This window comes from Ectothiorhodospira haloalkaliphila ATCC 51935 (assembly GCF_000633935.1).
Taxonomy (GTDB): Bacteria; Pseudomonadota; Gammaproteobacteria; order Ectothiorhodospirales; family Ectothiorhodospiraceae; genus Ectothiorhodospira; species Ectothiorhodospira haloalkaliphila.
In genome coordinates this window covers 197,470-216,629 of record NZ_KK214996.1, presented here as the reverse complement: position 1 = coordinate 216,629, position 19,160 = coordinate 197,470, and the positions used below count along the sequence as shown (strand labels likewise).

General features: G+C 60.8%; 18 protein-coding genes and 1 pseudogene. 11 read left to right on the top strand and 8 right to left on the bottom strand.

The features are described 5' to 3' along the window. Positions 1 to 40: 40 nt before the first annotated feature. A complete protein-coding gene (locus ECTHA_RS0102805; protein WP_025282916.1) occupies positions 41 to 2,686 on the bottom strand; it encodes an AMP-binding protein in 2,646 nt (881 codons plus the stop codon). Positions 2,687 to 2,875: 189 nt separating this feature from the next. On the opposite strand from ECTHA_RS0102805, the gene ECTHA_RS0102800 reads away from it, so the two are divergent. The 9 genes from ECTHA_RS0102800 to ECTHA_RS0102760 all read left to right on the top strand — a co-directional run bounded on the left by ECTHA_RS0102800 (position 2,876) and on the right by ECTHA_RS0102760 (position 11,139). Then, the gene (locus ECTHA_RS0102800; RefSeq protein WP_025282917.1) at positions 2,876 to 3,334 is read left to right on the top strand and encodes a small multi-drug export protein; all 459 of its coding nucleotides are present in this window, start codon (positions 2,876 to 2,878) and stop codon (positions 3,332 to 3,334) included. A 127-nt stretch (positions 3,335 to 3,461) separates the two neighbouring features. After that, on the top strand, positions 3,462 to 3,989 hold the full coding sequence (locus ECTHA_RS0102795) for a hypothetical protein (RefSeq protein ID WP_128571966.1): 528 nt from the start codon (positions 3,462 to 3,464) through the stop codon (positions 3,987 to 3,989). A gap of 398 nt (positions 3,990 to 4,387) precedes the next feature. Further along, positions 4,388 to 5,305 (top strand): hypothetical protein, encoded by a 918-nt coding sequence (locus ECTHA_RS0102790; RefSeq protein WP_025282919.1) that lies wholly within the window; start codon positions 4,388 to 4,390, stop codon positions 5,303 to 5,305. A gap of 70 nt (positions 5,306 to 5,375) precedes the next feature. Beyond that, positions 5,376 to 7,139 (top strand): hypothetical protein, encoded by a 1,764-nt coding sequence (locus ECTHA_RS0102785; RefSeq protein WP_128571967.1) that lies wholly within the window; start codon positions 5,376 to 5,378, stop codon positions 7,137 to 7,139. Beyond that, the gene (locus ECTHA_RS0102780; RefSeq protein WP_026623488.1) at positions 7,139 to 7,570 is read left to right on the top strand and encodes a hypothetical protein; all 432 of its coding nucleotides are present in this window, start codon (positions 7,139 to 7,141) and stop codon (positions 7,568 to 7,570) included. Before ECTHA_RS0102785 ends, ECTHA_RS0102780 begins: the two co-directional genes overlap by 1 nt. Beyond that, complete coding sequence (locus tag ECTHA_RS16895) at positions 7,567 to 8,274, top strand: C39 family peptidase (protein ID WP_025282922.1); 708 nt, start codon at positions 7,567 to 7,569, stop codon at positions 8,272 to 8,274. The genes ECTHA_RS0102780 and ECTHA_RS16895 overlap by 4 nt, the downstream gene beginning before the upstream one ends. Positions 8,275 to 8,312: 38 nt before the next feature. Beyond that, the gene (locus ECTHA_RS0102770) at positions 8,313 to 9,464 is read left to right on the top strand and encodes a transporter (protein ID WP_025282923.1); all 1,152 of its coding nucleotides are present in this window, start codon (positions 8,313 to 8,315) and stop codon (positions 9,462 to 9,464) included. Between the two features lie 219 nt (positions 9,465 to 9,683). Further along, on the top strand, positions 9,684 to 10,394 hold the full coding sequence (locus ECTHA_RS16890; protein WP_025282924.1) for a hypothetical protein: 711 nt from the start codon (positions 9,684 to 9,686) through the stop codon (positions 10,392 to 10,394). A gap of 82 nt (positions 10,395 to 10,476) precedes the next feature. Next, positions 10,477 to 11,139, top strand: a complete 663-nt coding sequence (locus tag ECTHA_RS0102760) for an MOSC domain-containing protein (protein ID WP_025282925.1) — start codon at positions 10,477 to 10,479, stop codon at positions 11,137 to 11,139. A 463-nt stretch (positions 11,140 to 11,602) separates the two neighbouring features. Here ECTHA_RS0102760 and ECTHA_RS19285 read toward each other — a convergent pair whose 3' ends face one another. The 3 genes from ECTHA_RS19285 to ECTHA_RS16880 form a co-directional block, all read right to left on the bottom strand. Further along, a complete protein-coding gene (locus tag ECTHA_RS19285) occupies positions 11,603 to 12,331 on the bottom strand; it encodes a rhodanese-like domain-containing protein (RefSeq protein WP_035369069.1) in 729 nt (242 codons plus the stop codon). An 807-nt stretch (positions 12,332 to 13,138) separates the two neighbouring features. Further along, positions 13,139 to 13,912, bottom strand: a complete 774-nt coding sequence (locus tag ECTHA_RS0102750) for a hypothetical protein (RefSeq protein ID WP_026623486.1) — start codon at positions 13,910 to 13,912, stop codon at positions 13,139 to 13,141. 11 nt (positions 13,913 to 13,923) lie between these two features. Next, a complete protein-coding gene (locus tag ECTHA_RS16880) occupies positions 13,924 to 14,841 on the bottom strand; it encodes a YiaD family glycine zipper/OmpA-like lipoprotein (protein WP_084306664.1) in 918 nt (305 codons plus the stop codon). A 1,255-nt stretch (positions 14,842 to 16,096) separates the two neighbouring features. Between ECTHA_RS16880 and ECTHA_RS0102735 the strand changes: the two genes are divergently transcribed. Both ECTHA_RS0102735 and ECTHA_RS0102730 read left to right on the top strand, forming a co-directional pair. Then, positions 16,097 to 16,792 carry a hypothetical protein gene (locus ECTHA_RS0102735; RefSeq protein ID WP_026623485.1) on the top strand — a complete coding sequence of 232 codons (696 nt, stop codon included), beginning with the start codon at positions 16,097 to 16,099 and terminating at the stop codon, positions 16,790 to 16,792. A 139-nt stretch (positions 16,793 to 16,931) separates the two neighbouring features. Continuing rightward, positions 16,932 to 17,147 (top strand): hypothetical protein, encoded by a 216-nt coding sequence (locus ECTHA_RS0102730; protein WP_025280999.1) that lies wholly within the window; start codon positions 16,932 to 16,934, stop codon positions 17,145 to 17,147. A gap of 227 nt (positions 17,148 to 17,374) precedes the next feature. Here ECTHA_RS0102730 and ECTHA_RS0102725 read toward each other — a convergent pair whose 3' ends face one another. The 4 genes and pseudogenes from ECTHA_RS0102725 to dksA all read right to left on the bottom strand — a co-directional run bounded on the left by ECTHA_RS0102725 (position 17,375) and on the right by dksA (position 19,103). Continuing rightward, positions 17,375 to 17,614 carry a hypothetical protein gene (locus ECTHA_RS0102725; RefSeq protein WP_128571859.1) on the bottom strand — a complete coding sequence of 80 codons (240 nt, stop codon included), beginning with the start codon at positions 17,612 to 17,614 and terminating at the stop codon, positions 17,375 to 17,377. Positions 17,615 to 17,636: 22 nt separating this feature from the next. Further along, a complete protein-coding gene (locus ECTHA_RS18840; RefSeq protein ID WP_051582554.1) occupies positions 17,637 to 18,281 on the bottom strand; it encodes a DUF1826 domain-containing protein in 645 nt (214 codons plus the stop codon). Positions 18,282 to 18,367: 86 nt separating this feature from the next. Beyond that, positions 18,368 to 18,652, bottom strand: a pseudogene (locus ECTHA_RS0102715) (GTP-binding protein); the annotation flags it as partial. Between the two features lie 46 nt (positions 18,653 to 18,698). Next, positions 18,699 to 19,103 (bottom strand): RNA polymerase-binding protein DksA, encoded by a 405-nt coding sequence (dksA, locus tag ECTHA_RS0102710; RefSeq protein ID WP_025281003.1) that lies wholly within the window; start codon positions 19,101 to 19,103, stop codon positions 18,699 to 18,701. Positions 19,104 to 19,160 lie beyond the last annotated feature (57 nt).

Below are 19,160 nucleotides of genomic sequence, written 5' to 3'. Positions count from 1 at the left end.
CTGAAAAGTGAGTGACTGGCCTGGCCGCGCTTCCTTTTTGTCAACGCGTGTCGCCGGGTTCGCCCAGGGCGGCCACCGCATCCTGAAGGTGCCGGGCAATCTCCCGAGGTTCGCTGCCCAGGCTGCCGGGTTCCAGCGGCTCACCGATGACGATGCGCAACCGTCCCGGTCGGGGCCAGCGCCGCCCGGGGGGTAACGCCTTGCCTGTGCCTTCGATGTGCACGGGAATCACCGGTGCTGGTCGCGCCAGCAGCAGACTGCCGATCCCGGGCCGAAAAGGTTGCAACCGACCATCTCGGGAACGGCGTCCCTCCGGAAACCAAACCAGGCTATGCCCGCGCTCAAGAGAGGTGACCGCCAATGCCAGACTGCGTCGAGGGGATCTCCCCGGGTCGATGGGCAGGATCCCGACGATCCGACTGAAGGTCCGGGCGAGACGGCTGGAGAACATCATCCCGGTCCATCCGGCCCAATACAACGTGCGTATCTGCCGCCAGGTGAGAACCCGGGTGAGCACCAGCGGATCCAGGGCACTCAGGTGTCGCGGGGCCAGCACGTAAGGGCCTCCTTGACGGGGGATGCGCCCCTCCACCTCCAGACGATACAGGAGCCGGATTCCCAATCGAGTGATGCCCAGCAGAATCAGGCCGATGAACTGGCGTATGGATCCGCGAGGTGCCAGCCAGCGCCGCGCCGCGTCGTCCAGGTGTTGCTCGGGGTCTTTGAGGGCGGTTTGCAGATCCTGCTCGTCACCCTGCTCGGCTTCGCCGGCCGCAGCCACCTCACGTAGCAGATCCCGTACGCTCTGTACCCGTGAGATGGCCTCATCCTCCATTTCCACGCCGATGCGGTCACGCAGCGCCAGGGTTAAATCCACCCAGGCCAGGGAGTCCAGCCCCAGGTCCTGGTACAGGCCGCTGTCCGGCGTGAGCCGCCGGTCATGGAAACGCTCGGCCAGATACTGCCAGGCCTTCTCCACGCTGGGATCCGACAGCAATTGCTGATCCTCCGGGCCCATGGCCTCGGGATCAATCGGCTTGGCTTCACCCTTTGGGGCTGCGCCCTCGCCCAGGTCCTCGAAGCGTTCTTCCAGCTTGTGGCGACGCAGCTTACCCAGCCGTGTGCGGGGCAGGGGATCGAGGCTGATCTTCAATGTGCCGGGACGGTGGTGAGTGGGTAGATCCTGAGTGGCCGTTTCCATGGCGCTCTTGAGGCGTTTGTTGAGTTCATCCCCCTCGACTTCGCGCAGGAGTTCCGGTTCGGGCACCACCACCGCTGCCAGGCGGTCGTCATGGGCCAGCACCCCTGCTTCACGGATCTCAGGGGCCTTCTCCATCTGTTTTTCCACTTTCTCGGGATCCACGTTCTCGCCTCCGGAGAGCAGGATCATGGCCGAAGTGCGGCCTCCCAAGTGGAGAAAACCGTCTTCATCAATCCAGCCGGTGTCACCGGTGCGGAACCATCCATCATCGTCCAGCACCTCCCGGCTCTTCTCGGGCAGGTTGAGATAACCGGCAAACACATTCGGTCCACGGGCCATCACCTCGCCGGCATCCTCCTGGCCATCAATGGCCAGTTCCACCCCGGGCAGCGGCAGTCCGGCGCTTTCCAGACGAACCCGATCCGGTGGGTTATAGGTGAGGATCGGCGCCGTCTCGCTCAGCCCGTAACCCGTGGCCACCTCCCATCCCAGCGCCTGCAAGCGACGCCCGAGTCCCGGATCCAGGGCCGCTCCCCCGGCAACCACCAGACGTAGCCGCGGTGCCATGCGCCGATGCAGGCCGGCGAACAGGCGTCGCCCCAGACGCCATCCCGGCCCCCGGCGGGCCATCATGGAAACCCTTAGCATGCCGTGAAAGAGTCGGGCTGCGGTACGGCCGCGCCCGGTCACCCTTTGTTCCAGAGCAGTCCAGATGGCCTCGTAGAGCCTGGGCACACCGAGCATCACCGTGGCTTCACCGTCACGCAGGGCACGGACAATCTGCGGCCCTACCAGTGAATATGGAATGATCAGCGGTGCCCCCAGGGTGAGGGGGGTGAGAATCCCCACAGTAAAGGGATAGACATGATGAAAGGGCAGGGGGACCAGTACCCGATCCCGATCCTCTGCCAGGGACTGGTCGCACAGGGCCTGCACGTTGGTGGCCAGGTTGGCATGGGACAGGGGCACCCCCTTGGGTGGCCCTGTGGTGCCTGAGGTGTAGAAGATGGCTGCAGTGTCCTGGCTGCTCGCCCGGGTCGGCGCAGGACTGTCGGCCACGAGGTTCCGCCAGGAACGGTCATCGGTGGTGTCCTTGTCCAGAAGCCAAACGTCAGCCTCAATCTGTTTCGGCAACCGGGAAAGCAGCTTGTCAGTGGTCAGGATCGTGCCTGGCCGGCAGTCGTTGAGGGCATGGGCCAGGTCCTCGCCCGGCATTTGAGTGTCCAGGGGAACGAGTACGCCCCCCGCCCGCATGACACCCAACGCCACCGCTACCCAAGGGGCGCTATTGGGTGCCATCAGGGCCACTCGGTCACCGGTCTTCAGGCCGGCGGCGGTCAGACCTGCCGACAGCCTGCCAGCCATGTCCAGCAACTCTTCACGCCGCCAGCTGCGGGATCCATCGCGAGTCATCTCCAACAGCGCTTCCCGGGCTCCTGGTAATTCGCGGGACCCGAGCAACGCGTTGATATCGGATGCTGTCATGATCGCTGGCCTCCGTTTTCAGACGGAAAGGGGCACCGTTTGTCCGGCTATATGGAGTGTGGACCCGACCTCCAGGTGTTGCAATGCAGAACGGGCAAAGAGGCCAGGCCATTGAGATCGCGGGGACGTCCTGTTTCGTCTACACTGCGTGCCCCTTGTCCGTTCCCCCCGTGCATTCCTGATCACCCCATGCCCGATCTTCTTTGGCAATATTCCCTGGTTTTTCTTGCTGCAGCCACGCCCTGGCTCGAGATCATGGTCGTGATCCCGGTGGCCGTCGGTTTCGGGTTGTCTCCGGTGCCGGTGACGATCGTGAGTTTCGTTGGCAACGCCCTGCCAGTGTTCGGCATCATCGCCCTGTTCCGCTGGTGGGAGGGGCGCCGGGGACCCATTCGAAGGCGCTGGAGCCCAAGGGCGCAGCGTGTGTGGGACCGCTATGGTCTGCCAGGGGTCGCATTCGCGGGCCCGGTGCTCACCGGTATCCACCTGGCCGCGGTCATGGCGCTGGCCATGCACGCGGACCGACGTTTGACTGTGGTCTGGATGACCCTGAGTCTCGCAGTCTGGTCGTTGATTACCCTGGTGGCTACGGTGGTGGGATTCGAAAGCATGGGGTGGCTTCTGGGCGGTCAGCAGCCACAGCCCTGAGCTTGTCGGGTGAACCTCACGCGGAGTGTGAGTATTTTTCGCGCGCTGAGGCCATTGCTATCCTCCACCTCGTGCAGACCAGGATGAGGGGGATGTCATGGCCAGGCAAGACGTCGCGTTACCTACCATGCAAAGCGATTCTGAAGGAACGCTCTGGCCTTCCTCCCGCTACTACCGTTTGGTGGAGGATCTAAGATCCCGGATCGGCCAAAGTCTGTATGTGTCTTTTGTGTCCTTCAATGGGGCCTTCCGCAAGGAAGGTCAGCCCTACCGGCTGCTGGACATCATTTCTTATCCCGCGCCCCGGGCGCATCCTCATCCCCCCAAACGCGCCTATCCCCATTTGCTGGTGCTGGAGTCCGTGCCTTCGGAAGGGCAAACGGATATCCAATGGCGCAGTGGTTCGTTTCACGGCGGCGCAGTCAACCTGGCACACCTCGGGAGCATCAGCACCCGCCCCTTTCCCAGGGATCGGTCCGAGTTCGTATATGCGAATCTGGATTTGCTCAGCGCCTACTATGCTCGACCGGCATCGGACCTGCTCGAGCGGGGTATCGTGCCGGCCGAGGTCTGCGTTGTATCGCCATTGGAGAAAAAGCTTGACCTGGCCAGCCCTCACTCCTTGGGCAAAGCTGCGCTGTACTCACCGCGATGACTTAGGCGCCGAAAGACGCGATCGCATTTCATTGCGTTATGTCAATACTCTGCTATCTTCCGTTTGACGCGTTATGTTGAATTCTGGCGACGGGAGGGTGGGTTATGAGGCGCAGAACTGAGGGCTTGAGCAAGCAACGTTTTTTTCTCCACGCACCCCGGGTGCTCCCGGTGGCCGTGACGCTGGCGCTGGTCGGAGCAACCGCACCGGTTGTGGCTTCCCAATCCGGACCTTCCCAACTGAATCTGGAAGAGATGGATAACATTACGGCAGGGGTTGCCTCTGGTCACCCCCTCAGTGCCAGCGGAGGGGCCATCGTCGGAAACGACTCCTCGGCGACGCTGAACTCAACAGGTCATGTTGAGTTACTTGAGGGCGCTCAGGCCAACGCCCGGGCGATGAACCTGGTCACAGGGGCCGAGAGCACCATTGCCAACGGCATCAACGTCTTTGACGGGCGGGCCGAGACCACCGCCGACATCATGGACGGTGCGCACTTCAACGTGGCACAGATCAACGACATCGTCCAGGAACAGCGCCGCGTGGCATCAGTGCCATCCTACGAGCGAATCGAGGCCAATATCGACCGGGTAACGTCGGACAGCGGCTCCAGTTTTGAGTCCTCAGAGCTGGCGTCATCCGAGAACATTACCAACGTGGAGACGCATTCCTTCGCGCGCAGCAACGAGAGCAGTGGTCGCGTGAACGCCAAGTCGACGGTGCTGGGGCAGGAGATACAGGCCGGACGGGGTCTGTCGGGTGCCGGTGATCTCGGTGTGCACTTTGATGCCGGTGAGTTCACGTTCGAGTCAGGTGGAGGTGTCTCGCTGCCCGGGGATGTCTCCTTTGAAGGAGAGGTGAGGGTCAACCTCAGGCTGCCCGAGATGACGGTGGAATTCGAGGGGGCAGGGTGTGCGGTCCAGAACGGCTCCTGCCAGGCCGAGGGGCGCTTTGAAGAGGAGATCATGGACATGGTGGACCGCTCCACTGCTCAAAGCCACGAGAGCAGTGAGGTCAGCGAGCGCTCCTGGGACACGGCACTGGATGAACGAATCCGGGCACCCTTCGTGCTGCGAGACGCTCAGGCTGAGTACATCGTGGTGGACAGTTCAGATCTGACGGTGGAATCCAGCTACCTGGTGGTGCTGGCAGGCAATGCCCAGGCTGATGTGCGGGCAATGAATGTGGTCAATGCCGCCGGCAGCGCCGTGGCCAACGGCGTCAATGTGGCCACCCAACGCTCCGGAGCGCTCAATGCCGGCGGGGGGCAATCCCTCAATCTGACGCAGACCAACGTCATCAGCCACAGCCGCTGAGATCGCCGTCAAATAAGGGTGGCGGTGGGGCTGTGTCCCGCCGCCCTTGACCAACAGGGAGGCTCGGATCATGAGTGTGTCCCAGGGTCTACTGAGGGTACCCATCGGGATGGCGCTGGGCCTTGCGTTGACGCCGACCCTTGCGGCGGCACCCAGGGCGCTGGATGACTTGGCACTGGACCGGGTTCAGGCCTCGGGGATGCTGGTACAGCAGCCCGGCCAGAGCGCCATCGGACCTCCCGATCGTCCCCTTCCGGACCGGGCCCGCGCCGGGGTGCAGGGCGCTGCTTCCATGGAGGCAGGATTACCCCCGCCACCGGGCGACGTGTCTGGCGTGGTGGCTGGAGGCGCCGTGTTCGACCGGGAATCGCTGAATCAGGTCCAGTTGGGGGGCGCTGCCCAGTCCGGTCTGACCGGGTTGAATGTGGTTAACGTCGCCCGAGCCGACGCCATCACCGGCCTGAATGTCTTTGAGGGTGGGGCCGTTGGAGGGCCCATCTCCCGGGTGGATCAGACCAATCATTTTGTGCAGGAGGGCGCGGACGGGGCTCAACTTGGTGCCACCACCAGTGGTCAGGACAGCCGCCGCTGGGAAGCGACCCAGTTACGGCAAGGCATTGGGGATCGCCAATCACGCATGGATACGCGCGTGGACCAGGAACTGAGTCAGGTCCGCACCCGTGCCCATTACAACGCTGCCGTACCCGGCGACAGCCTGGGGCGTGATTGGGAGGTGGGGCTGGATCTGTGCGGTGCCCCCACCTGCACGCTGCCCTCACTGACACTCCCCGCCGTCTCATTTGACTGGTTTACCGGAGAAGAACCCGCAAGGTTCGGTCTCGGTGCCGAGTTTTCGGGTCTGCAAATCCAGGGTGCCCAGGTGACGCCGGCCTCGATTCGGGGGGAGGGAGATGATCTGGTGGTGAACCTGGGGCAAATCAGCCTCCCCCCTCCAGATCTTCCCACCGTGCGTGGAGAGCTATGTTTGGGCGGCTGCGTCCGCGCCGACCTTGACTTCAATGTGGGCAATCGCACCACCGCGTCGTTGGATGTGGGCGAGATCCGCCTCGCAGGCGCCAACCCGCTCCAGGACCTGGATATCAAGCTGGGCCAAGGGATCGCGGCCGTGGGCAGTGGTCGTTTCGAGATGCAGACACCCCAGACGGGGGTTGATCTCAATCTGGGCCTCTCGCTGCCAGGCATCACTGAATCCTTCGTCCTGGATCTGGAACCCGTTGCCGGCATATTGACCTCCGCAGCCCTGGAGCTGCTGCCCGGTCGCCCGCTGCAGTCCCTGGAACTGGATCTGTCACTTCCCGATGCCCGCTTTGAAATCTCCCTGGGAGACTGGTTTGACCCGGGCGGTGAGCAGGGTCCGCCCTGGTCGACAGAATTCGGCATGCGGGCTGACCTGACCGATGGCATCCTCTGTCTAACCCGATCCGCGCAGTCCTGCGGCACCCAATCCATCGAGCGCCTGGAGTCATTCGAGCGCGTGCTGGAGAAGCAAACCCACACCTGGGAGCATCAATGGGAGCAGGATCGGTGGTCCCGGAGGGAACAGACAGAGCAGACGACCGGCGGTGAATTGGTCGGAGCCCGGGCGGACCTGATCACCCTGTCCGGAAGTCAGTCCCGGGTGGAGACCTACCATGTCGTTCAGGTGCACGGGGGCGCTCAGCAGACTTTGCGAGCGTTGAATGCTGCCAACGTCACCACCTCGCTCATGGGAGGGGCCACCAACGTGGCGCGCACCCCCGCCCACGTACGTGCCACGCAAGGGAATCCCTTGGCCGTGAGCCAAAGCAACACCTTTGTGCAGGGGTTTCAATGATGCCCATCCAATCTCGCAAGACATGGCTGCTGGCTTGCACCCTCTGGATGGCGGGAACCGCGCATGCCCAGTCGCCTCGACTGATGGATGATGCCTGGCTGGATCGCGTGGTGGCCGGTGCGGTGATGGGGGATTCCCAGGAGCTGGCCCGGTTCGAGGCAGCAAGAACCACCCGGCGGGGCAGTCACATCCATGTTCAAGGTCAGGCTGCGCTTCTGGACGGCCGCTCCAACCCCCAGGCCCTGCTGATACTGGGAGACAATGCTCAGCAGAACCTTTCCTCGCTGATCAACATCAACGCGGTCAACTCACCCGTGAATGTCTTGCTGAATCTGAACGTCAATATCGACTCCGTGGTCGGTCAGATGCAGCAGATCAATCTCCAGAGGGAGTTGGCAACGTCCCCAGCGGCGCTGGGAGGCCCCAGATGAAAGCCGTCGCCCCCGCGCTGCTGATATCGGTGCTTGCGACAGCAAGCCCGGTGGTGGATGGGGGCACGCCACTTCCGACCGCAGCGGGTCGCGTTTCCACCGACGTGATGCCCCTCAAGCAGTTGCGTGAGGCAGGATTGGTGCGCCAGGGGTGGGATGTCAGCTGTGGATCGGCTGCCTTGAGCACCATTCTCACCTACCATTTTGGCGACCCCTTCAGTGAGGCCACGATTGCCGTCAGTATCCTGGCCAACACAGACCCGGAGAGGGTCAGGGCACGTGGCGGATTCTCCCTTCTCGATCTCAAGCGCTTCGCCGAGGCCGTGGGCTATCAGGCAGAGGGCTACGCACAATTGACCCTGGAGGATCTGGAACACAGCCCGGTGCCTGCGATTCTCCCCATTCGCTATCGGGACCTGGATCATTTCGTGGTGTTCCGGGGCCGCGCCGGAAACCGTGTCCTGATTGGTGATCCGGCCTTCGGCAACCTCACCCTGTCGCTGGCACAGTTTGACGAGGCCTGGTCCAGTCGTATCGGGTTCTTCGTGCGGGAGGTGGGCCAATCGCCATGGGACCCGGGACAAGGACCGCTGGCTCCCAATGCGCTGAACACGCCACTACCCAACCTGGACTATGTTCACCGCCTGCTGAGGGCGGGTGGACCAGTGCCACCGGCCATACGCCATCTCCCGGTGACCCCGTGAGGGTGCCTCCGACCAGGAGGGGGATGTCCAGGCGGGGGATGTCGTGGCTATGCATCGTGGCGGTGAGCGGTGTGCCTGCCACCATGGCCATGGCCGATGAACGCATCGATCAATTGCAGGAGGAGTTGCGGGAACTGCGACGGGCCATCGTCGTGCGTGATGACGTCATCCGGCATCTTATCGACCGTCTTGACGAACTGGAATCCCATCTGCACCCATCTGCGCCGGGCCCGGCACAGATCAGGGAACCCGATCCGCAACAGGAGGCCCTGGAACAGGCCGTCCAGGAAGCCGCGGAGGAAGAGCGTCGTGAACAGGAACGCCTGATTCGGGCCGCGTTCGAACAAACCCTCATCGATCGTGGCGGTCTGCTGCTGCCGCCTGGAACCTTCGAAGCAGACCTGGGCTTCAGTTACATCAGCAGTTCCAGCGATCGTATCGTCATCGACGGCTTCACCATCCTGCCGGTTCTGGTGGTCGGGGACATTGTCAATGAGCGGGTCCGCACCGATATCGCCCAGACCACGTTCACCGGACGCATCGGGTTGCCTGAAGACTGGCAGCTGGAGGCGCGCATTCCCTGGGGATGGCAGCGCCGTCAGGTGGTCACTGCCGAAAACGAGGAGAGCACCCAGTCCGCTCAGGGGCTGGGTGATATCGAACTTGCCTTGTCTCATCAATTGATCAGGGGCTCGGAAAGGTGGCCCGATCTGCTGGGTAGCCTGCGTTGGAAGACCACGACCGGTGATAACCCCTTCGACCAGGAGCCGGGTCGACAGCTTTCCCTGGGCAGCGGTTTCAACAGTTATGCCGGCTCGCTGACCTTGGTGCATGTGACGGATCCGGCCGTTTTCTTTGGCGGACTGTCCTACACTTATAATGAGGGTGTGGACATCGAGGCGGGTCGGTTTCGCAGCGGTAATACCGTCGGTGCGCAGGTGGGTCTGGCGCTGGCGCTGAACCTGGACACGTCCATCAGCTTCGGATTTTCCCAGCAGGTGTCTGCCAGTAGCCGGATTGACGATGCGCGTATCCCCGGATCCTCCCTGGTGACCTCGACGTTCAATGTGGGTGCGTCCTACTCCACGTCTCCGGATTTCACAGTGGATTTCGGTCTGGGCATTGGCGTAACCGCGGATTCGCCGGACCTGCAGTTCACGGTGGGTATGCCGTTGCGGCTACGCCAGTGATGACGCATATTCCGCGATCCCGTGGCCGCCTTCTGGTGCAGGAAGTGAGCGCATGCCACAGACCTTGCCCAACAACCGGAATCCGCACGCTACGCCGAATATGAGTATTTTTTCCCTGAGACTTCGGTATTTCGCCGCGATGACCTAAGCTTTGAGAGGTGGAATCACATAGCAACGCATTCAGACCACCCGCAAACTAACGCTAGCCACGCCCAATCCATGTCGACCGATCGCGTCACCTTCAGCTTTTTCCGTTATCCGCTCGGCTACAGCCCGGCAGCCTTTCTCTTCATGGGTTTTCGCCGCCTGTTCATCGGCCCCGATGTGCCCGCTGGCGACATCAGGCTCATGGGCTGCGGCGGGGGCGATGGTTTTTCGATCCTGCCCGATCCGCGCACCTACTGCCTGCTAAGCGGGTTGCCAGACGCTGCCGATGATCAGCGACTGCGGCAAAGCCGTTTCTATCGGCGCATCGCCGGGCCCAGCGAGGCACAACTGCATATCGAGTTGCGACCCCTCTCGGGCCATGGCACCTGGGCCGGGCGCGAGCCGTTCGAGTACAGCGGCGAGCGCGCAACGGATGGACCCGTGGCGGTCCTCACCCACGCGCGTGTGCGTCGTAACCGGGTTCGATCCTTTTGGAGCGCCGTGCCCGCGATCCGCCAGCACCTGCACCAGGTCCCCGGCTGCTGGTTCCATATCGGCTTTGGTGAGACGCCCCTGCGCACGCTGGCCACCTTCACTCTGTGGCAGGACACTGAACAAATGCGCGCCTTCGCCTACCACAAGAGCCCACACCATCGCACCCTGCGCGCAGCACGCCAGCAGGACTGGCTCTCGGAATCGATCTTCGTGCGTTTTCGGGTGGTGAATGTCACCGGCGATCTCAGCGCATGGTCGCCGCACCTGGCGGCGGGTGCGGCGGCATAGCATCGATCAGCATCACGGCTCGAAATGCAGTCTGCAGGCTCACTCTATAAGGTATTGCGGCTGCATTACCCTGGGGAGATACATGAACGAAATCTGGCCCGCTCGAGGCCCGTTCCTGCGTGACCGCCCGCTGATCGTGGAAGCCAGTGGTCGCCCCTCTGCCATGGACAAGCAGGCGGCTGATGTGCCCGCATGGCTGGATTGGGAGGGTTTCCAGGGTGATGGGGTGGTGAACCGGAAGCATCATGGTGGGCCGAACCGCACGGTGTGCCATTACCCGGCGGAGCACTATGCCCTTTGGGTCAAGCATTATCCCTTCCTGGAAGGTGAGCTGGTGCCCGGATCCTTTGGCGAGAATCTCAGTACCGACGGCCTTTCGGAGGGGGAGGTCTGCATTGGTGATTGCTTTCGCTGGGGGGAAGCGGTGATCCAGGTGAGCCAGCCCCGCTCCCCCTGCAGCACCCTGGAGGCCCGTCATGAGGCACCGAGGCTGACACGTCGCATGTCCGACAGCGGTGCCATCGGTTGGTTGTATCGCACCCTGGAGCCAGGATGGGTCGCGCCGTATGCATCGCTGGAGCGGATTGAGTCCCATCCCGATCGAGTCAGCATTGCCCGGATCTGGGCCGCTCACGTGAATCATCATGCCGACATCGGCACGCTCGAGGCCCTGGCGGATCTGAAGCCGTTGTCGAACCTGTACAGGAACCGGTTTCGGCAGCGGCTGGACTATAGACGGGGCTAGGGCGGGTGACTATTGAAAATCTCAATTACCTATCGGATAGAAGGATTAAAAATGGCCCCAGTCGGGGCGTGATGCTGGCCGGCGTCTCGATCTGATGGACACCTGTCATGCAATTGGATTCTTTGACCCGGATGTCCCGGATGTCCCGGATTGAAGGCCAGGATGCGCTCTAACAGGCCCTCAAGGAGCCAGGGATGAGGAGGCGGTGGTAAGAGGGATCAGTGCGGGACGTAACAAAGGGGCGCGGATCGAAACCTCCCTCACTGGGCCGGGGGCTGCTGGTCTTGGTCTTGTGGTCTATCCAGCCAATAGGCCAACCTCGTGCAGAAATTGCCTGCCGGCCGGGGCCATGACCATGCTGGCCTTGGACGGTTACAGAATCAAACCACGATGGGGCGCCCATGCGCCCCACCGCCATCAAGCACAGCGAAATTTTTCTGGGTTTTTCAGAGCGGGAAAACGATTAGTCCCACCAATACATATAAGCCACATCCCTATAGATAAGTTGCGGCCGCAGCCGAGTCACATATGGGAGTCCATAGTGGTAACGCCAACCATTTTTATCCCTGTCATCGATGACACCGTCATGGTTTAGATCAACGATGAGGTTTTCTCGAATAGCATTGCCGTCGGCATCAAAATCGATCACCTTGGGGGCTGTCAAGTGAATGCCTACAAAGCCCTCCCAAATGTTCCTCACATGGGTATAACCCGCGTCGGTCAGGAGATTTGCAGCACCCACGCTGCGTACGCCGGTTCTGCACAAGGTGTAGATGGGTGTATCCTTTCGGGGAATGATGCGCTGGACATATTGCACGAAAGCAACATCGTCTTGAGGAATCCGCTCGCCGGATGAAGCACAAGCACCATCAGGATGCCGTATCTCGCATGTTTGATAAATGAACGGATATGGCACGTTATAGGCCCCTTCAGGATGACCCGCCTTGTACTCAGGTATACTCCTCACATCAAGGATGACTGGCCGCTGCAAGGGGTTACTCCAACGACCTTGCGGTAAAACCGCCTTGATATAGGCCTCGGAGGGACTTATCTGTGAATGGTAGTAGCCACAGAGTCCCGACCTGCTTTCGTCGAACGGGCACGGCGGTTCCTCAGCCTTTGATGTGCTGGCTGAAGCAACAAACAACAGGACAACTAGAGACAGAAGTGATCTCTTGGTCGGCGTATACATGACTCCTCTCCTCAACTTATTAGTATTTTACCAGCCCAGGATTGGGAACCACGCCAATAGTCTCTGGCGTGGAATAAATCCTTAGTTCAATACTCGGTTGTAGTCAAGGACCTGAAAGATATCCGCCGACTCTAATATGAGAGCCGATTAATATTTACATATTCTCACTTATCAACGTTTCCTCAGGAGTCTCTTCCAGCACTCGCCGGGAATGCCCTTTTTCCTGAATCCGTGATGAAATCATTGCCGAATGACCCTGACAAAGCCCTGCCTCGAGCAGTCGCCACGCCGGATTCCCTGCCCGCTTTGCCTGGCGCGGTGATGACGAACTGATCGGCGGCGCCAACCGCCCGCGCAGTGACGGAGGTGGCGGCAACGGAGGAGCTGGCGCTTGGAAGCAGCCCGTCGTTGAGGGGATGGGCACAGGAAAGACAATGATCAAGGGTGCTGCACCCACTCCCCGGAGCGCACGAAAAAGTGCGACTTTGCCGGTATGTTGACCATATCCTCCGACGACAGCGGGTAGTGAGGCCATGGTCGCTGGAAAGAAGTCTGTTCTGGATCCGAAAACCCCTACTGGAGGGCATGCTCGTCAATGCTCATCGCAATTCAGAGAGCGTGGGACGGGTGAAGTGGCCTCATCGGATAGGGTGGCACGTAACAGCGCGACATTGCAGCAGTCCAGAATCGGTTCGCCGACGTCCACACCCCGCAACAACCCTCCTCCCGACCCCGTGCCGCAACCTTGAGGCAGAGCGGCCACGGTGATCGGGGTAAGTTACTCACGCCGCACGCCGATTCGCCCGCTCAACTCGAGAGGAAGTCCTCAACATCAGCGTCGATGGCTCCTCTGCCCTCCCGCTCGATGATCTCGTCCGCGGAGCGGACCGAGATGTCGCCGCTGTCGTAGGCCCGGAGGTAAGAGTCAATGTCGCTGGCGACGGTGGCCACCGTGTCAAGGGTATCCTGGACCTCCTGGGACGCAGCATTAGCCTCAGCGATCACGATGGTGGTGCCGATGTCGGCCAATCCACCCCTCAGCTTGGCGCGCTTCTCATACATGTCGCGTATAGCCCTGCTGATGCCCTCGTCCGCGGACTTCATGTCTTGGATACGGCGCTCGGCCAGCTTGGACTCGCTCAAAATGATGGCCGTCTGGCGCATGAAATCCTCGCGGCTATACCGGGCACCGGCGAAGTCGACCGGATACTCGCGCGCGCCCGCCTCGGCCTCCTGATACACAGTCTTGGCGCGGTTAAGCAGCTCCTGATATTGACCGTGGTCGCTGCGTAGGCGGGTCTTTTCCTGACGCAGCCGAAGGGCTTTTGCCTCAAGGTCGCGGATGATGCTCCCGATACGATCCAGGTTTTGCTGCATCTCGCCCCGTGCGTGCTCCAGATAGCCCACCGGGTCGGCGCGCCGAGCCTCCTCAGTCCAGCCAACCGTGTCGCGGTATACATTCTCGACCTTGGTCCATAAGCCGGGGGCGAATTCCCGGACAACAAACAGCCCGACCACGATCAGCGCGATCAGGCCAAGTACGCTGCCAATGGCACTACCGTTATGCTTTCTCATGCTCATGACATTACCCCTCATAGATGCTTAACCAATTCGGATGCCGACCGAATCGGCGATAGTGGTTCGGTTTCCTCCGAGCCCCGGACTTCTTGCTGCTGGCGCTGAGCCAAGGCTCTATCTTCATCTGTGAAGGCGTACGCGGCCTCAGGGCGCTGATGCGGCGGCCCCGATTGTGGCTGATGGGTGGCCACACGCGGCTCGGTCGAACGCGGCTCTGTGTCATGTGTGTAGACCAACCGAACCTCTGGCGGCGGCACGCTCGCTGGATAAAACACCAAATCGACCCGGCGGTTTTGGCTGCGACCACGGGCAGTGTTGTTGTTAGCCACCGGCGCGAGTTCGCCCGCCCCTCGGGTGTATAGATTGCGGTATGGTACTCCGCGCTTGACAAGATATAGGGCAACGTTCTCGGCTCGCCGCGCGCTCAGATCGCGGTTGAATTCGAGTGGACCAACATTGTCCGTGTGACCGGTAATAATAATGTTGAGGTCAGGGTTATCGTGCCAAGCCCGGGCGAGGCGGTTTAGCGAGTCGTAGGCGGTTGGACTCACACTTGCGCTACCCGTGCCGAATAACACGTTGCCCCGCATCGACAACACCATTGCCTCGTTGCCTCCCGTGCGCTCCAGCGAAACGCTCCCATCGCTCATCTGCTGACCCAGTTCGTTGCGCAGGGCAGCTTCCTGCTCGTCCAAGTGCCGGCCAATCAGGTAGCCCGCTCCGCCACCTATGATAGCTCCCACAGCGGCGCCCCTCTTCCCGTCAAGCTGACTGCCGACTATCGCGCCGCCAAGGGCTCCAATGACGGTGCCTTGGCCCTGCCTATCCATAGTTGCCATGCAGCCGCTGAGCAGCACCGCCAGGCTGGTGATCATTGCTACCCGCTTCAGCCATGCTCGACTCCGCGCGCCGGATTGGATTGCCTTAGTCATGCCTCTTCCCCCCAAATTGACCGTGCATCTGGCTCGAGCCGATGCCAGAACTTCTTCTAAACTGGTCGTACCTCCTGCCTCGGTTCCGATCCCGGACCCAGGACTACGCCGCGACCTCCTAGAGTTGCCGCTGCCCACGTTTCACTAGGATCCAGACGTCGAGTATTGACGGCGTTTCTGGGCTTGTCAAAATACTTTTATGGCGGTCTTGGTAATGGGGTATCGAAGAATTCTACAAATCCCTCAAGGCTTGGCTCGGAATGGAGCGATTTCGAACCCGCGACCGGTGGAACGTGTACCAGGAAATCTACGCCCGCTTCCTGACGCTCATCCTGGCCGCCATAAGTGTTGCTCGGTCTCAGCCGGTGGCCCGGCAGATGACGGCCCACCGCTTTCGAGATTACTGCATCAACTTCCGGGCGACGATCCTAAGGTTCCGTGAGCAGTTCCATGCGCTCCGGCGATCCCAGGACCCCTTGGCTTCAATCCTTGAGCTCCTGGCCTGGATCGTCCGGGATCAGGAAATGATTCGGCCTGGTCGCTCCAATCCGAGAAAGTCGAAATACGTCAACCCATTACCTGGGATGGCGGCCTAAATTGACGACATTGGAATAAAGCCTTATTACCTGATACCGATCCTGATTATGAGCTTAAGATAAAATCCGGCGATCTTTTACCTGAATCCGTGGCCAACCTCGTCTGCCCGACCGGAAATCCGCCCTGGCAGGGGCGCGATCTGCGAAGGATGCTGTGATCGGTGGCCAACCAGCGTTCAGGGTACCTGATGGCGTTCATCCATGAAATTTGAGCCTTTCCAAGCAGCAGTTGGGGGTGATTCCCGGGGCCAGAGCCACGGGAATCCACACCGCCTGTGTCCAGGCCCTGCGCGAGGGCTCAGGATGTGAGCCGCGTTTCCCGCTATCCGGAAGCGCAAGCCTGAAGCTGTGTGAACACTCGATTGAAGGCAGCAAAGCCGGGGCAGTTATGTCGAGAAGATCATACTGGATGAGCGCCGAAGATTACTGGTTGGTTCGCCAGACCAGGCACCGACCCTGCGATTCGTCCCGCACGGCGTATAGACCTACTACCGGGATGGCGAGATCGATAAATCAATATGAGTTCGAGCGTGGCCTTAAAACCGGTGTGCTGGTAGAACGACCGCCGTCTCAGGGGGTGAGAAATCCATTTGGCGGCTGGGGGCCCAGTATTGACTGAAGATGGTCACGCCACAAACACAAGGGCTGGATAGAGAATCATGAAAGACAGTACCACCATGACCCGAGACGCCGCCGATGGGTCACCAGATTCAGTCGGCCCCAGCGTCGAGAGAGTTTCGGAAAACATCACCCGGCGCGGCAAGGAGTACCGATGGCTCCATGATGTCAGTCTATGGCGGGATACCGTCATCCCCATGATGCTTCTCAAAATCATCCTGCTGGCGGCCCTGATGCCGGCCCTGCTGCTCCTGGTGATCGAGACCCTGGAAGGGTCATTCATGCCGGGTTTACGGGCCTTTGGCCAGGTCTATGCGATCGTTGCCGGCATCATGCTCTGTCTGATGATCATCGCTTATCCGATCTACGTTCTGATGAGCGGCGGACGCTATTCCATCCTGTTTGAGATGGATGACAAGGGTATCGATCACATCGAGATGCCATCCAGGGGAGTCAAGCGCACGGATCTGATGGCGCGGGTAGGTTTCCTGGCAGGGCTGGCCTCCGGCAACCCTTCAGCCGCCGGCGCGAGCCTGCTCGCCTTGTCCCGCAAGAGCATGCACACCCCGTTCAAACGTATCCGTAAGGTCGTGGTCTACGAGCGCAAGCGCGTGATCAAGCTGATTGCAAGCAAAATGACACGAAACCTGATCTATGCCCAGGCTGCCGATTTCAGCCTGATCCGGGACCTTGTACTTGAACGCTGCCCGAAGGGAGTGACTGTCATTCGCCGGTGACGTATGGCCGAGCGAGGCCCGTTGGAGAATGACAGGTATCGAAAACACAAGCTTTGCCGGGTGCGCCACCTGCTTCACGGACTATCAAGGTGCTGCATGTGCTTTCCACGGTAGTGCTCCCTGAGGTGCCATCGGTTGGTTGTATCGCACCCTGGAGCCAGGATGGGTCGCGCCGTATGCATCGCTGGAGCGGATTGAGTCCCATCCCGATCGAGTCAGCATTGCCCGGATCTGGGCCGCTCACGTGAATCACCGTGCCGACATCGGCACGCTCCAGGCCCTGGCGGATCTGAAGCCGCTGTCGAACCTGTACAGGAACCGGTTTCGGCAGCGGCTGGACTATAGACGGGGCTAGGGCGGGTGACTATTGAAAATCTCAATGCCTAAAGGGTCTGAAATGAACACCGAAAACCACTCACGGCGCGCAGATCACGCCCACTGGGGTCCTGTGGTAGAGCGCCTTCAGTGACAGAGGCTGGGCCTTGATGGGATAGGCGGCAGGGCCGGGGGCAGAGCGATGGGGATCAAGCCCAGGCAGAGCAGGATGGCCACCAGGGCAAAACTGGCCAGGTGGCCCGGCCCCTAGATCAGCACCAAAAACTGTCCCACGCCCAGCATCACCAGGCAGATCATCATGTAGAAGGCAAAGATCACGATTTCCGGATCAATGTCGTACAACTCCCACAACTTGCGGCTGACATAGGGCATGCGCGTGCTGCCATCCGGGCGACGCTCGAACTGGTGGATGCCCCCCGGCACCGCCTGGGCGATCCGGCGCAGACGCTCCCGGTTGTCGATCTTGAACATTCCGCTGGCTTGCACGGATCGCATCCAAAAGGCTTGGTCACGATGCACCATCGATTCGCAGTCGCAGACGCTCGGGCTGCCCAGGAGATGGCTCGGGGGACCGATGCACCTGGGCTCGGTCTGATGGCCCTGGGTAAGTGCGCCCCTTCATGAGAAGGACATCCATGGGCGCGGCCTGATGAGGTTGATTGCCACAGCAGACCTTCTCGTTCTCGCCCTGTCCCAACCAGTCTCTATCCGCTTGACTGTCGTCCAGGTATTCTGTGCCTGTCCCCAGATAGGTGCATACCAGCCGTAAATCCATATTATCTATATGAAAATAGGGGCACTCCTGACGGCTGATGGTGTCCAGGCTGATATCCAGGAGCGTATGTCCCGACACGCGCTGAAAATGACTCGCCAGCAGTTGGATGTCGGCCGCAAGCCATTGCATCGCTCTGGAAGCACCCAATTGGCCCTTCAGCAGGTCATGCAATGCGTCCAGCACCACGACGCTCTTGAGCCTGGGTGATTCTGGAGCGGCGAGGCGAATCAATTCTTGCTCGTGTTCAACCGGCCGCCGCTGCCATCGCACCATGCTGCAATCAAGCCGGTGAATCAGCGAGAAGTCTTGCGGCTGTTCCGTGGTCAGAATGCCGGCAACGGGCGCCAACGGCATATCTGCGGTGTCTGCCACGCTCATGGGGCTTCCCCGGTATGGGCCTTGGTCTCGGGAGTATGGATCCCCATCATTTCCTGGACCCACCCCGGCGCCTGGCTGGCCTTTTGGAAATCAAAGCGCCCTTCTTCGGCGAGTCGGCGGACCTCCAGCAACAGATCTTCGCGCAAGGTGCAGCAGATGCACCCATTGGTCATCTCCACCATCTGCTCTTCAGTCCGGGAGAGATTCGTGTCGCCTGATCTGACGAGAGCCGCATCAATGTTGACCTCACTCATGTCGTTGACGATCACGGCCACCCGCATGCCGCATCGGTTGCGCAATACGTGATTGAGCAATGTGGTTTTTCCTGCACCGAGGAATCCGGACAGAACGGTCACGGGAAGCGGCTTCATGGACTGCACTCCATGGGATATTGAATGGAAGAGGTGGAGGAAGAACTCAAGGGCTTCGGTAACTCCTTTCCCGGGTTTCCGCCTGTTGCTTGGCCTCAATGCTGAGGGTGGCGGTAGGTCTGGCCAGAAGGCGCCTCAGGCCGATGGGCTCTCCGGTCACATCGCAGTAGCCATAGGTTCCATCCTGGATGCGTTTCATGGCCTGATCGATCTTGCGCAACAAGGTGGCCTCGCGCTCTCGCAAACGGATTTCCAGACTCTGCTCCTCCTCCCTTGCGGCACGGTCCAGTTCGTCCGCTGCTCGCGGGGTCTCGCGCAAGTGATCTGTGGTGATGCGAATATCATTGATGATTTCAGCGCGCATCTTCTGTAACTCGGCGCGGAAATAGGCGAGTTGCGCCTCGTTCATGTACTCGCTGTCTGGCATCTGGAGCAGTTCGCGGGTCGTCAGCATGCGGGCGCCTCTATCCGAGTGCTAGAGTCAGGTAATACGGGGTGGTTATAACAT